Genomic DNA, 14160 nt, shown 5'->3' with positions numbered 1-14160 from the left:
GCATGAAAGCTCGTGCGCTTGTGGCTTGGAACGTCCGCCGAATCCGCGTCGCTCGCGGTATTCCGCAAGAGCAATTGGCATATGATGCTGGGATTGATCGTTCGTATATGAGCGGCTTGGAGCGACAAACCGAGAATCCAACCATTGATCTGCTCGAGCGAGTGGCCGAAACGCTAGGTGTTCGGCTCTCAGAATTCTTTCTTGAACCGCCCAAGGGAGCCGCCACGCCAAAGCCATTAGCCAAGGGCCGCAAACGGATTCGTCCCAGCCCTAAGAGCAAGTAGTCGCTGCACGGCTGTATACTCATTAAGTGGCTGGCCGCCTGATGTCTGCTCACGAAGTCGCAGAAGGGCCGATTTCGTTGAAAAAGTCTGCAGTAGTCCGATGTATTGGCGCCAGCTCCGAAGCGGCTTAGCGGTTGGTCCCCCCGCTAAGCGGGCCTGGGGATTTGCATCGGGATCAGCTTGGCCATCTTGCGAAGGTTCTGAGCGGTGGCTGCGAGGGTGAACTCGTCACGCGCGCCGTTCGGGCCTCTTAGTCGCAGGCGATCGAGCTTGAGAATGCGCTTGAGGTGCGCGAACAGCATCTCGATCTTCTTGCGGAGCCGACGCGAAGTGCGGCCCTCCAATGATCTTGCGATCTGGCGCGCCATGTCGCGAGCGCCCTCGTAGATCGAGCGCGGCACCCTCCGTGAAGGCTGCTTAGGGCAACACCGGGACTTCAATGCGCAGCGATCACAATCATACTTGCTGGCGAGGTAAAGCATGGTGGCGCCATCATTCACCAGCGTTCCGGTCGTGGTAAGAACTTTACCGCTGGGACAACGGTAGAGGTCCCCGGCATGGTCATAGGTGAAGTCATCGCGCGAGAAGATCCCGTCTGTGCGGGCGGACTTGTCGAAGACTGTAACGTGCGGCTCGATGCCGTGCTCATAGACCAGCCAGGCAAGCATCTCGGCCGAGCCGTAGCCGCTGTCACCGAGGAGCCGGTTCGGATAGAGATCGAACCGTTCGAGCGAGCGCTCAATCATGCGTTTGGCGGCCAACACCTCCGCCTGCCGGATTGCCGTCGTCGCCTCGACATCGACGATGATCGCGTTCTCGACGTCGATCAGGTAGTTCGTTGAGTAGGCGAAGAAGGCTTGGCCACCGTGCGCCCCGGTCCAGCGCGCCGCTGGATCGGAGGGTGACACGAACTTCGGCGTGACCTCAGTCGCCGCTCCGAAAGCGGCATCATCGAGGACAGCCAGATACTCATCGATCGCTCGGCCGGCAGCCTCCGGTGGAAGCCCCTTGTCGCCTTCGATCCCCTTCTGCCGATTGGCATCGGCCTTGATCAGGCTCGCGTCAACGGCAAATCCTTCTCCGCCGACCAGTCGCTCCTCGATGCAGCGGCCCAACACGCTCTCGAATACGCGACGGAAGAGGTCGCTCTGCCGGAAGCGGCCATGCCTGTTCTTAGAGAATGTCGAGTGATCCGGCACCGCGCCATCCAGACCGAGCCGACAGAACCACCGATAGGCCAAATTGAGGTGAACCTCATCGCATAAGCGCCGCTCCGATCGAATGCCGAAGCAGTAACCGATCAGCAGCATCCGGATCATCAGCTCGGGATCGATCGAAGGTCGACCGATACTGCTGTAGAAAGGTGCCAGGTCCTGCCTGACCTGTTCAAGGTCGACAAATCTATCGATCGACCGGAGCAAGTGGTCGGCGGGAATATGCCTATCGAGCGAAAACTCATAGAACAACGCAGCCTGTTCGACTTGCCGATGCCCCATCATGATCTTCAGTCCTGCCAATTAGACAGACTGAATCACTGATCCCTCTGCGTCGCAACAGCGGCCTTTTTCAACACAATCGGCCAGAAGTCGACCTCGGATTCTTAGCGGATGACGATCTGCATGCTGAACCTCTACCGGCCTCCTAGTCTAGGAAAATGCAAATCTTGCCAAGTGCAAGGCGGCCTCAACGCCGCCTTCCAAGATCTGTTCTGCCTGCGTAGCATTGGGCATAGCCCGTGCTAACTGAAGGGTGCCCACCATGAGGCCGAAGATGGCGGTCGCGCGGCGGCGGCTCGCTTCTGCATCTGCGTCAGGAAGCAGCGCGGCCAATGTCGCAACATAGCTTCGCAGCCCCTCCTCGTAGTCTTTCCTGGTGGATAGGGGCTGTCGGGCGATTTCGGGGAGCAATGCCGCCGAGGGGCACCCGCCCGTCGGGTCTTGGAGGTGGGCGCGGTTCAGGTATCTCCGAACAGCGCCCTCAAGGTCCAGGCCCCTCCGGTAATCCTCATCGAGGCGATGCTGCTGGTCGCTGAGCGCGCTCGCCAGCGCCTCGCGAACGAGCGCCTCTTTGGACTCGAAGTGCGGAGAGAATGCGCCCTTGGTCAGGCCAGCCTCGCCCATGATCCCGGCGATGCCAGCGGCGGAGATACCGTCTCGGCGCATGCACTTCGACGCCACATCGATGATGTGCCGTCGCGTCGCGGCCTTATGACCTTTCTCGAAACGCATCTTTTCCCCAGTTCACCAATATCCTGCAGCCGTTAGGCTGCGGTCTCTTCCAACGGGGCCCCTTCTCCACGCGAAGCGACCCCGACGTTAGATCGCACTCCATTTGTCGCCCAAAATGCCTTCGATGCCGCGGGCAAGGCTTAGAAGCCTCCGGTCGCTCCCCGATGGGGCATCCAGTTCCAGCCCAATCGGCAGCCCCGTGCGAGACAAGCCAACGGGCAGGCTGATACCGGGCAGCCCTACGCTGCTTGCCGACACGGTGTGGTTCGCCAAAGCGAGGTAGCTGACTTCCCGCCCTGCTATATTGACGGTCGCCTGCTCCTCGATCAAAGGCGCTGTGCAGGGCGTGGTGGGTTGCAGAATGACCAGCGCCCCATGAGAGACGAACGCCCTGTCGAGCCGACGCTTGATTTCCGGCCGGCTTACATCGAGCGCCATGTGATAGGCTTCTGCCGAGGTAGCGCCTGCACCACCCGGTAGTACTATGTGCCCCCACGCCTGCCGAAGTTGGGGCTTAAGGCCCTCGTAAATGGCCTCGAAGGTAGTCGGAATGTCATGGCGGCGAAGAAATTCCGAGATTGCGGCCATCGTCTCATGAGCGAAGATGCCCCACGTCGCGGTCTGGACGAGGGCATTGAAATCGTCGCCGAAGTCTACTTCAACGATCTCGGCACCAGCGTCCTGCAGCCGCCGAACCACCTCGCGGAAGCGGGTCTCGATTTCCGAGTCCACCAGATCCAAGAACTGTCGCGGCGCAAAGGCCAGCCTCGCTCCCTTCAGGCCGCCGCTGTCGGTGGACGCCGCAGCCAGTTCATCAGTCATGACCTGATCCAACAGAATGCAGTCCTCAACCATTCGGGCGAATACACCCGTCGTGTCGAGCGTATGGGAGATCGGCGCAACGCCGTCGCGTGGCCAACGTCCAGTGGTTGGCTTGAAGCCCACGACGCCACAGAACGATGCTGGCACTCGGATCGACCCAACGGTGTCACCGCCCAAGGACGCGGGAACGAGGCCGGCGGCCACGGACGCGGCTGAGCCGCTCGAGGACCCGCCCGACACGCGATCTGGTGCGTGCGGATTCTTCACCTGACCGTAACGTGCGTTGTGACCGGTCAAGCCGTACGACATCTCGACGAGGTTGTTCTTGCCAAAGACCAAAGCGCCCGCACCCTTAATGGCCCGGACAGCATCGGCATCCTCGCGCGGCACGAAATGAGCGAGGCCTTCGACGCCCAGGCTGGTAGGCAGCCCTTTCGTCAAATAACTGTCTTTCACCCCGAGCGGCACGCCAAGTAGCGGAGCCGCCAATCCAGCCGCACGCGATTTGTCCGCGTTCCTTGCGGCCGCCAGAACCGCGGCCTCGTCGATGGTGATGAAGGCGTTCAGCTCGGCAAGCGCTCGGGCGCGCTGTAATAGCGCCGCGGTGTAAGACTCCGAAGTGATGTCGCCGTTGCGAACCGCTGCTGCAGCTGTTGCGAGCCCAAGTGATTCGACATCTGTGGTTTCTCGCGATGCGATGCGGGGTGAAGCTGTGGTCGTGTCGTCCATGAAAGCCTCGCAGAGTAGCTGCTTGGTGGCACCCGCTGCCGCTTAACGGCGGCTCAGCAATGCCATTACGGCCATAATATTAAATTACGATCGTACTTCAATGGAAATGTCTTCCTCGCCGGACACATGAGCGTGAGGTGTGAGGTGCCGGCGGACAGATGGGTTGCGGGCACTATTGCTTTCAACAGTGACTTCCGCTTGGGTCAAAAGCTGCCTTGGCCCGCTCACATCGCACAGTTCAGGTCACCTACCGGAAGCAGACCTCTAGGCGCTTTGAGCTAGGGTCAGGCCCGGGCGATGAGCCGACTTCCTCTTTTTGGTGCCGCGCCCACAAATATCGATCACTCGCATCGGCACCATCCGGCAAAACGGATAGCCGCTGACAGCTAGATCGAGGCCGTCCAAGGTCAGCCGATAGGCGAGTTCAAGCAGCGCTTTGGACATCGGGGGAAGCTGCTGTTGAGATAAGATCTGGTCGTCATGCAATACGGCGCAGGACCTCCTGCGCAAGTCCCGAGCCCCCAATTCAAAGTGAGCATTGATGCTGACTGAACTCACCGCCGATATGGAGGCAATCAGCAAGTGAGCTTCCCGGCCTTCATCGCCGCGATCAAGCAGGGTGGAACGCCAAGCCTTTCGCCGAAGTCGGCGCTATATTGATATGCTGCGTCGGCGATTCACGTTCTCGAGGTCTTATGTCTCAAGTCGACTGGCTGAGTCATCTCCTGCAGATCATCACCGTTACCGGCCAACTCGAGGTCCGCTGCGCGTACGGCGCACCATGGCGTATTATCTGGCCCAAAGCGGCGGCCAACGAGATTCCCTACCATGTCATCGTCAAGGGCCGGGCCATTTTCGAGGACCCGGATTCGAGAACAGTGCAGGAGCTTGGGAGCGGGGATATCGTGCTGCTCCCGCACGGTTCGTCGCATATGCTGCACGACGGCAGCGGCGAAACGCCGATCAGCACGCGCCAAACCAGGGGCTCCGCAGGATGGATGTTGAGCGAGAACGATGCACCGGGTGAGCAACTCGATCTGCTGTGCGGACGGTTTTTTGTCGTGCCGCCCCATGATCGATTGATCCGCAACTACCTGCCGGCAAACCTGGTCGTGCGGGCTATGGAAAAACATAAAGAAGCGGACATCGCGTCGGCATCGAGTCAACTTTCCGGACTGGTCGGCCTGATGCGAATGGAATCCGCTGGTGACAGAGCGGGAGGACGCGCCATTCTGAACGCGCTTTCTTCGGTCCTGTTCACTCTGGTTCTCCGCGCCGCGAGCGAAGCCGGCAAATCCACCGAAGGCTTGTTGGCCCTTGCCGGCAATCCGAGATTGGCAGCGGCCATTGCGGCGATGTTCGCGGATCCGGCGCGACCTTGGAAGCTTCCCGATCTGGCCGATCTATGCGGCATGTCACGCGCGACATTCATGCGCCAGTTTCAGGACAAGTTGGGCCGCTCCGCCCTCGACCTGTTGACCGATCTTCGCATGAGCATGGCCGCCAACGAGCTTAAGAAGCCAACGATTAGCACGGAAGCTGTGGCTGAAGCGGTCGGCTATCAATCCGTTTCGGCATTCCGGCGTGTGTTTGCGGAGAGGATGGGGATGACGCCAGGGGAATGGCGCCGACTGGCGCAGAACGGCGAGTAGGCTACAGAGATGCGACATAATGATCCTTTCGAGCATCATTTTGACCAAATAGAGGCTCGAAATTATCAACTCCATCAGTAGGTTGGGGCTCCGTTGTCACTTGATGAGGGAGTTACCCAATGCACGACACTGCTACAACCGCTTCCCACCGCGAAACCTCCCGCTGGTTCGCGGGGCCGCTTCCGACCAACGCCGTCATCGAAACCATTCTGAGCCGCAGTGCTGCGAAGTACTATGACTCGACCGCCACCTTAAGCGATGATCAGATCCGTGATCTGGTGCGGATCGGTACTTCAGCGCCGACATCCTTCCATCTGCAGAACTGGCGCTTTATCGCCGTGCGCTCAAGCGAAGCGAAGGCGCGGCTGCTTCCGATCGCCTGGAATCAGCCCGCAATCACCGAAGCAGCCGTGACTTTCATCATCATCGGCCAATTGGCTGATGCCAGTACCGTGCCTGAGCGCCTGGCCCCAGTCGTGGAAGCCGGAATCATGCCGGCACATCTGGTGCCGGAATGGGAGGGGCCTGCTCGCGGCCTGTACGACGATCATCCACAGCGCCATGCGCGACGAGGCCGTGCGCTCCGCGAGCTTCGGCGCGGCAGCTATTATCTATGCGGCCCGCTCGCTAGGCCTAGGGTCGACACCGATGATCGGTTTCGATGCAGAGGCCGTGCACAGAGAGTTCAGCCTGGCCGAAGACGAAATCCCGGTGATGCTGTTGACCGTCGGGCCGGAGCGGCCCGGCAACTGGCCGCAGAAGCCGCGCCTGCCCGTGGCCGATGTGCTGCACTTCGCATAACCAACCCCGAAGCCAATCATTCAAGGAAATATCATGGCCAGAGCTGCTGCTCTGAAGCCGGAACACGTTCCGGCTGCTTCGAAACCGACCCTCGATATGTTCACTGGGAACATCGGGTTCACGCCAAACATGATGGCGACCTTCGCGCAAAGCCCGATCGCGTTCAACGCATGGGCCGCTCTGCTCAGCTCCTTGAGCAAGGCGCTCGACGTCAAGACGCGCGACAGCATCGGCCTTGCCGTCTCCGAAGTCAACGGCTGCGACTACTGCCTGACGGTACACAGCTTCACGGCGCAGCGCATGGCCAAGCTGCCGGCCGAGGACATTGTTCTCGCCCGAAAGGGTCATGCCAGGGATCCAAAGCGGGATCCCGCGGTTCAGTTTGCACGCAAGATCATCGAGAGCCGTGGCCATGTCACGGACGCCGATCTGCAAGCCGTCCGCGATGCGGGCTACACGGATGCGAACATCATGGAGATCGTCGCGCTTGTGGCCATGTACTCGCTGACGAACTTCTTCAACAACGTGTTCCATCCCGACAAGGACTTCCCCGCGGTGGCACCGGCCGGCTCGATCTGAGCACGGTCCTCTCGGTTCGCAGATCGGGAAGTTCGGAGTCTGAAAAACACCACAGGTAAAGGAGTCGACGATGAAAGCGATTGTTGTGACGGACCAGGCTGCCGGATTTGGGGGGATGAAGCTGGTGGAACGGCTCGAACCGCAACCAGCGATAAACGACGTGATCGTAGAGGTTCACGCATCGGGGTTCGTTCCGACGGAATTGGAGTGGCCCTCGACGTGGACCGATCGCCGCGAACAGGACAGAACTCCGTCGATCCCTGGACACGAGTTTTCCGGCATTGTTACCACTCTTGGCTACGGCACGACGGGACTGTCGGTGGGGCAGCGCGTATTCGGCCTTGCCGACTGGTATCGCGACGGCTCGCTCGCCGAATATATTGCTATCGAAGCGCGCAATCTGGCTCCCTTGCCGGGTGACGTCGATTTCAAGGTGGGCGCGAGTCTGCCGATCTCGGGCCTCACTGCATGGCAAGGACTTTTCCAGCACGGCCGTCTGCAGGCAGGCCAGAGCGTGCTCGCGCATGGCGCGGCTGGTGCGGTCGGTTCTATGGTCGTTCAACTCGCACGAGAGGTTGGTGCCTATGTCATCGGAACAGGACGTGCGGCCGACCGGCAGAAGGCGCTCGACTTCGGCGCGAATGAATTCGTCGACCTGGAGAACGATGCGCTCAAAGACGTTGGTGGGGTGGATCTCGCATTTGACGTCATCGGCGGCCACATCCAGAAACAGTCTGCAGCCCTCGTTAGAGCCGGAGGCACACTGGTGAGCGTCGTCGGCCCGGCGGAGGCTCGGCCGCTGGACGGTTTGGCCATCGACTTCGTCGTGGAGGCCGATCGTGGCCAATTAAGCGAGATCGTCCAGAGGGTGCGGGACGGAAGACTGCGGACGAACATCGGAAAGGTCTCCTCCCTAGACGACGCTATCGCCAGCTTCAACTCGGCTCAGCGACGCCAGGGCAAGCCGATCATTCAGGTCCGCTCATAAGAGCCTGGGCAGAAAGAGGGCTCAGCCCTTCGAGCGAGGTTGTCTTGTCAGGAAACGACGTGCGGCTGTCCTGATCCGTAGGATCGGGTTCGTTGCCTAGACCAGAGCTCGGTGGCCAAATACGGATAAGGCCGTTATGCCTGGAGAACGATCCATGCGACCCCTGGCACTTTCCCGAAGCGAGCACAGTCAAGAAGCCCGCGCCCCGAATGGCGCCTGGAATCGGCGTGATGAAGCCGTCGCGAGTGTCGCGATGGCGAACCTGACCTTGGCTGCTTTGATTCGGGGATGGGGCCGAGAAGTCTCCATAAGGTGAACGGCGATTATGACGAGCTGAGTTCAAGGAGCCTCAAATGGATACGCGCAGCTTCATTCCTGATGCCAGGGAAGAGCAAACTGTTTCAACAATGATGGCCTGGCGCGTTCACGAGTTCGGGTCACCAGAGATCATGAAGTTGGAGCGCATCCCGCGGCCCGAGCCCGGCCCTGGCGAGGTCCTGGTCAAAGTCAAAGCCGCCGGGGTCGGACCGTGGGACGGCTGGATCAGAGCTGGGAAGAGCGCTTTGCCGCAACCGCTTCCGCTCACTCTGGGTTCGGATCTGTCCGGCGAAATCGTCGCCATCGGCCCTGACGTTGCCGGCTTGGCTGTGGGAAATCAGGTTTATGGTGTTACGAACCCGCAGTTTGTCGGGGCCTACGCCGAGCACGCTGTGGCTTCCGCTGGGATGGTTTCAACTAAGCCAACCTCGCTAACCCACGTTGAAGCCGCCTCCGTTCCTGTCGTTGCCATCACCGCATGGCAGGCGCTGTTTGATCACGCCCAACTCAAAGCAGGTCAGACGGTGGTCATTCACGGCGCGGCCGGTAACGTGGGATCCTATGCCGTTCAACTGGCTCGTCAGGCAGGTGTGCAAACCGTTGCAACCGTATCGACGGGGGATATTTCCGCTGTGCGCGACCTCGGCGCAGACACCGTTATTGATTACCGCACTCAGCACTTTGAGAAAGAAGTACGGGACGCGGATGCTGTTATTGATTTAGTCGGCCGTGAAACTCAAGAGCGCTCATTCCAGGTCCTTCGTCGCGGCGGCAAGCTGATCTCGGCAGTGTCCCGCCCGGACCAGGATCTTGCAAAGCGCTACGGTGTTGAAGCCGCCTTCTTTCTGGTCAACGTCACGAGCGAATATCTGACCAAGATCGCTGGCTTCATCGATGGTGGAATACTACGAACAAACGTGGGGGCAGTCTTAGCTCTCGCGGATGCGCGCGAGGCTCATTTGATGTTGGAACGCGTGCGGCCTCAGCCGAAAGGAAAGATCGTGCTCGACGTCGGAGCGAGTTAATCAGCGCAATTGCGTAGTTGCGCTCGCGCGCAATGCGCAGCCAAACCCCACAGTAATTCTTGGAAGGACGCAACAATGACCCCCCGAAATCTCGCTCAGGCCCTCGTCATTCCCGATTCCTTGCTCGCGAAAGAGGCGACGGACATCCTGCGCGAACATTCCACCGATCTGCTATTTAATCACTCGATCCGCGTCTTCTTGTTCGCGACTGAGCAGGGGCGTCAGAGGAATCTGCGCTTCGACCGTGAGCTTTTGTACGTGGCCGCCGCATTTCACGATCTCGGCCTGATCAAGAAGTTCTCGAGTCCAGACGAGCGCTTCGAGGTCGATGGCGCAAATGCCGCACGGCAGTTTCTTAGCACTCACAACATCGCTGAAGATCAGGTGCAGATCGTCTGGGAAGCTATTGCGTTGCATACCACACCCGGCATCCCGAAGCATATGGGGCCCGAAGTGGCGCTCCTGAACTCCGGTGTGCTTCTTGATGTCATAGGAGTGGGGTTCGATCAGTTCCCAGCGGAGCTGCGCGAGGAAATTGTCGCCAAGTACCCGCGCACAAACTTCAAAGAAGGCTTCATCCAGGAGTATTTCGCCGGTTTTGCGCACAAGCCAGCGACCACGTATGGCACCGTCAACGCCGCCGTTTGCGAACGTTTCATCCCGGGGTTCAAGAGTCCCAACGCTTGCGACCTGATCGCTGCTTCGCCCTTCCCGGATTCCCAGCACAAGGCTCACCATCATGACTAGAGCTCTGTTGTCGGTGCTGCTCAGCGGCAGCACATCAGGCCAAAGCTGATGGCAGCCGGGATGGCTTCTCATCGGAAGCTTCACCATGACCACCGGTTCGGCTCTGCGTCCTGGTTTCAAGCAATTGCGTGAAGTCGTTAGAAGAGGAGGTGCGATGATGTCGATCAGTGGATTTGCGAATCGAATTGGTGCCATATCAAACATGGCGGCAAAAGCAGCGAGAAGAGCACTGCGAACGGCCGCCCTCCCGCTGATAGCAGCAGCGATCGCCCTAGGAGCCTCGCCGGCGTTCGCAGAGGACCGGGAGCAGGTGAAAGTCGCCTTCGCGCATGCACTGCCGAATGTAGAAGGAAAGAGGCTGGTTGCTGTGACGGTGACTTATCCTCCCGGAGCCAAATCGCTCGCTCATCACCATGCAGCGACAGCTTTTATCTACGCCTATGTGCTATCCGGGGCCGTCCGCAGTCAAGTCAGCGACGAACCCGCGAAGATCTATCACGCAGGCGAAAGCTTTTACGAAATGACCGGTTCACATCACAGGATCAGTGAGAACGCGAGCGACAAGGAGCCCGCCAGCTTACTGGCAGTCTTCGTTGTCGATTCCAAGGACGTCCCCCTGACCACGCCAGACAAGGAGCCGGGACGACAATAATGGCGAGCCAAATTCGCCTGTCGCCTTGACGGTATTTTTCGAGTTACAAGGGCCGGGTTGGCTGGTGGAGAGCAAGATCGACCAATAGAAGTCCATAGCGCCTGGTTGAATGTTCGTTCTGTTGCCTCCCGGAGTACGCCTGGCCTTTTGCAGGGTCCGGACTACCTGCATAATAGGGCACCAGAGTGGAGAGGCAGTAGCAGGTGCCGGTACAAGCCGTCGCGATCGTCGTCTGTGAGGGGGTCCAGGCGCTAGATGTGGTAGGGCCGATGGACGTGTTCAGCGAGGCAAACACGTTTCTCGGCAGCGCTGACCGCTACGAAACCGCTTTGGTTGCTGCTCACCGCAATCCGCTGCGCGCGTCGAATGGCATACGTATGGTGGCCGACATGACCTTCGAGGAGGCCGCGGGCGGTTTCGACATTGTTCTGGTGGCCGGCACCCCAACGCCACCGGACGCGGAACCGGAACACTGCCTGCTTGAGTGGGTCAAGGAGCTGCCGTGGCGATCGAGCATCTATGGATCGATCTGCACAGGGGCTTTTGTGCTCGGCTATGCCGGCCTCCTAGACGATCGGCGAGTCACGACCCATTGGCAGGATGCACGGGCGCTGGCGGCCAGGTTTCCGAAGGCAAAAGTCGAACCGGATCTGATCTATGTCCGTGATGGACGGTTGATCACCGCGGCTGGTGTGACTGCGGGGATAGATTTGGGCTTGGCGCTCGTCGGGCAGCGGCACGGCGCGGAAACGGCGCTCAAGGTCGCCAAGCGGCTGGTTGTCGTTGCCCAGCGTCAGGGCGGACAGTCGCAGTTCAGTCCGTATCTCACGGCACCTGCCGATCCGGAATCGCCAATCGCACGCATCCAGGACCATGTCATGGCCAATATTGGGGAGCGCCACACGTTGGAGTCGCTTGCCGCTGTGGTCGGCATGAGCCCCCGGAATCTGGCTCGGCATTTTGGGCAGGTGACCGGGACCACACCGCACGAATTCATCGAGCGCGCCCGTATTGATGCCGCGCGCATGATGCTCGAAGCAAGCGAGCGGCCGCTGAAGGCCATTGCCTTCGATTGCGGCTTCGGATCTGCGGATCGGATGAGGATTGTCTTCAGCACTCGTCTCGGCGTGACCCCTGTCCAATACCGCGCCAGCTTCCGGCGAGCAGAACCGGAATAGTTCGCGAGCTATCCGAGGACGAAACTGCGGTCTCTTACTGCCCTGAGCTCCGAGCGGCTGCCCTTTGTCAGAAAACGACGGACGGCTGTCCTGATCTGTAGCCTCCCGCTTGTTGTCCGGAGCAGAGCTCTGTTGCCTAATCCCGACAAGCAACCAGCCGTTATCCAACCAAGGAGATTGCTCCATGTCCGAAATCATCGCCGGCATTCGCGTGCCCGACAGCGCCATCGCGCGCGCCGCCACGCAGCTCGTGCGCGATACCGAAGACGACCTGCTCTACAACCATAGTCGCCGTGTCTTCCTGTGGGGCGCGCTTACCGGCGAGCGCCGCGGGCTGAAATACGACCCGGAGCTGCTTTACCTCGGCGCCATGTTCCACGACATGGGCCTCACCGAGAAATACTCGAGCCCCGATCTGCGCTTCGAGGTCGACGGCGCCAATGCCGCCCGCAATTTCATGAAAAGCTACGGCGTGCCCGAGCGTGACGTCGAGGATGTCTGGACTGCCATCGCGCTCCACACCACGCCCGGAATCCCCGAGCATATGCGCCCGACCATCGCGCTGGTGACCGCTGGTGTGGAGATGGACGTGCTCGGCATCGCCTATCCCGACTTCACGCATGAACAGCGCCACCAAGTCTGCGTCCATCATCCGCGCGAGCCGAACTTCAAGGAAAACATCATAGATCACTTCGCTAGCGGCATCATCAAGAAGCCGCTGACGACGTTCGGAAACGTGAAGGCCGACGTCCTTGCGCTGAAGGACATGAACTATGCCCGTCAGAACTTCTGCTCGATCATCCTTGGCTCAGCGTGGCCGCACTGAGCCCTCGTTGCTCCCTGTTCGCTGAACGCGCAGATCTTGAGTCGACGGCCTCGGCGCAAAGCGGACATCTAGCGATACTGCCAGTTCTGCTAAGGGTTACAATGTGAAAAACTCAGATTGAGCAAATCTGGTCCGCTCTGTCGCCATGAGCGGACCTCGGACAGACACAGCGCAGTTTCGCAGCAGGCGGCAGCGAATGGCGTTACGCTGCGGGTAGGCTTTCAAGAAGCCCCGCCCGATTTGGTCGGGGGGGCTTAATTGAGCGCTCTTACTCGCCGGTCTTGCGCGGCCGCGACCAGAGCAGGGTGTAGCCTTCACCGCCTTCGTCGTCGAACAGGTTGGCGTAGATCGGCGCGTTGAACGAAGGATCATCGAGCTTGAGCGAGAGATAGTCGCGGCCTTCCTCTGAGCGCTTCGACCAGGCCGCGCCGATCTCCGCTCGACCCACATAGATGCGGTGGCTGGGAGCGTTGTCGTTGGATCGGTTGGTCTCGGCGACGATGCGGACGCCCTTGGCCTTCAGGCTCAGGGTCGCGATCTCGCCCTGGAATTCGTTACCGACCTTCTTGAAAGAACCGATGTTAGCCATGTCACTTCTCCTGTTGTGTTTCAAGCCCGCGACCACCGCGGCCTCGATGGCGATCTAGGGCCGAGGACGATCGGCGACGCACCCGCACGGGCCGGAGCGCAGCGGAGGACGCCGTTGTGGCGACTTTCTTGTCTCGCGAGGAATGAGCGAAGCCCAGGGGAAGAAAGTCGCATCAACGGCGTTGCGGCTCAGACGATCGAGGCGAAGCCGGTCTTCGGCCAGATCAAGCCATCAACGAGGCCACGTGCGTCCGCGTGCTGAACCACGATTTCAGGAGAAGCGTGGCTGTCTCGGATTTGATGAACAAGAGGCCGGAACGATTCAGCGGGGAAAGAGAAACAATCTACTGCAAAAGGCGGTATCGTCTCCCCAGAACCGATCGAGGTAACATCGCTCTGCCCCGGCTGGGTGGGCCGGACCGAATGCCAGCAGCTTGATTGAGGAGTTCCGAGGAGAACTGCCTTTCCCGCGCTCAGGTTTCGATCATCTCCCGTTAACGGCGCCGATCTACGCACCTGTTCGATGAAGGCGGGAAATCGCTCGGCCTATGCGGCCGTAAGAACTGCTTAGGACGGGTTCTCCACACCCCAACCGGCTTCAACGGGCGGGCATCGGCCAAAACCATCAAGCGCGTCCATGACGTAACGCCAATGCAAACCGCGCCCAGGCAAGCGAAGACCTCACGCCAAGCCAGCGAAGGCACCCCGATGTGGGACAGGGCGAACACGATGTGATAGCCGGC

At 60.1% G+C, this 14160-nt stretch carries 14 protein-coding genes and 1 pseudogene; 10 read left to right on the top strand and 5 right to left on the bottom strand.

Translation table 11 applies throughout. The features are described 5' to 3' along the window. Positions 1–2 precede the first annotated feature (2 nt). Positions 3–284: a helix-turn-helix transcriptional regulator gene (locus AAFG16_RS16780; protein ID WP_342739859.1), complete on the top strand. Its 282-nt coding sequence runs from the start codon at positions 3–5 to the stop codon at positions 282–284. A 146-nt stretch (positions 285–430) separates the two neighbouring features. Here AAFG16_RS16780 and AAFG16_RS16775 read toward each other — a convergent pair whose 3' ends face one another. From AAFG16_RS16775 to AAFG16_RS16760, 4 genes are all read right to left on the bottom strand, one after another. After that, entirely contained in the window at positions 431–1783 is a 1353-nt protein-coding gene (locus AAFG16_RS16775; RefSeq protein ID WP_342735506.1) for an IS1182 family transposase, read from the bottom strand. Between the two features lie 147 nt (positions 1784–1930). Continuing rightward, complete coding sequence (locus AAFG16_RS16770) at positions 1931–2512, bottom strand: TetR/AcrR family transcriptional regulator (protein ID WP_342739858.1); 582 nt, start codon at positions 2510–2512, stop codon at positions 1931–1933. 87 nt (positions 2513–2599) lie between these two features. Further along, positions 2600–4063 carry an amidase family protein gene (locus AAFG16_RS16765; RefSeq protein ID WP_342739857.1) on the bottom strand — a complete coding sequence of 488 codons (1464 nt, stop codon included), beginning with the start codon at positions 4061–4063 and terminating at the stop codon, positions 2600–2602. Between the two features lie 264 nt (positions 4064–4327). Then, positions 4328–4645: a hypothetical protein gene (locus AAFG16_RS16760; protein ID WP_342739856.1), complete on the bottom strand. Its 318-nt coding sequence runs from the start codon at positions 4643–4645 to the stop codon at positions 4328–4330. A 113-nt stretch (positions 4646–4758) separates the two neighbouring features. Here AAFG16_RS16760 and AAFG16_RS16755 point away from each other — a divergent pair, with 113 nt between their 5' ends. The 9 genes and pseudogenes from AAFG16_RS16755 (at position 4759) to AAFG16_RS16715 (ending at position 12829) form a co-directional block, all read left to right on the top strand. Beyond that, on the top strand, positions 4759–5715 hold the full coding sequence (locus tag AAFG16_RS16755) for an AraC family transcriptional regulator (protein WP_342739855.1): 957 nt from the start codon (positions 4759–4761) through the stop codon (positions 5713–5715). 119 nt (positions 5716–5834) lie between these two features. Continuing rightward, a pseudogene (locus AAFG16_RS16750) lies at positions 5835–6516 on the top strand (nitroreductase family protein). A gap of 33 nt (positions 6517–6549) precedes the next feature. Continuing rightward, a complete protein-coding gene (locus AAFG16_RS16745; RefSeq protein WP_342739854.1) occupies positions 6550–7095 on the top strand; it encodes a carboxymuconolactone decarboxylase family protein in 546 nt (181 codons plus the stop codon). Positions 7096–7165: 70 nt separating this feature from the next. After that, on the top strand, positions 7166–8083 hold the full coding sequence (locus tag AAFG16_RS16740; RefSeq protein ID WP_342739853.1) for an NADP-dependent oxidoreductase: 918 nt from the start codon (positions 7166–7168) through the stop codon (positions 8081–8083). 407 nt (positions 8084–8490) lie between these two features. Next, positions 8491–9426, top strand: coding sequence for an NADP-dependent oxidoreductase (locus AAFG16_RS16735; protein WP_342740918.1), 936 nt, complete (start codon positions 8491–8493; stop codon positions 9424–9426). A 75-nt stretch (positions 9427–9501) separates the two neighbouring features. After that, positions 9502–10173 (top strand): HD domain-containing protein, encoded by a 672-nt coding sequence (locus AAFG16_RS16730; protein ID WP_342739852.1) that lies wholly within the window; start codon positions 9502–9504, stop codon positions 10171–10173. A gap of 229 nt (positions 10174–10402) precedes the next feature. Next, on the top strand, positions 10403–10825 hold the full coding sequence (locus tag AAFG16_RS16725; protein WP_342740917.1) for a cupin domain-containing protein: 423 nt from the start codon (positions 10403–10405) through the stop codon (positions 10823–10825). 203 nt (positions 10826–11028) lie between these two features. Beyond that, on the top strand, positions 11029–12003 hold the full coding sequence (locus tag AAFG16_RS16720; RefSeq protein ID WP_283085502.1) for a GlxA family transcriptional regulator: 975 nt from the start codon (positions 11029–11031) through the stop codon (positions 12001–12003). Between the two features lie 184 nt (positions 12004–12187). Further along, positions 12188–12829, top strand: coding sequence for an HD domain-containing protein (locus AAFG16_RS16715; protein WP_342739851.1), 642 nt, complete (start codon positions 12188–12190; stop codon positions 12827–12829). A 268-nt stretch (positions 12830–13097) separates the two neighbouring features. On the opposite strand, the gene AAFG16_RS16710 is transcribed toward AAFG16_RS16715, so the two are convergent. Further along, entirely contained in the window at positions 13098–13418 is a 321-nt protein-coding gene (locus AAFG16_RS16710) for a DUF736 domain-containing protein (RefSeq protein ID WP_342739850.1), read from the bottom strand. Positions 13419–14160: the final 742 nt, after the last annotated feature.

Source organism: Bradyrhizobium sp. B117, from assembly GCF_038969555.1.
Taxonomy (GTDB): Bacteria; Pseudomonadota; Alphaproteobacteria; order Rhizobiales; family Xanthobacteraceae; genus Bradyrhizobium.
Note: the sequence above shows the minus strand (reverse complement) of the source record. Positions and strands in the feature narration are given on the sequence as shown.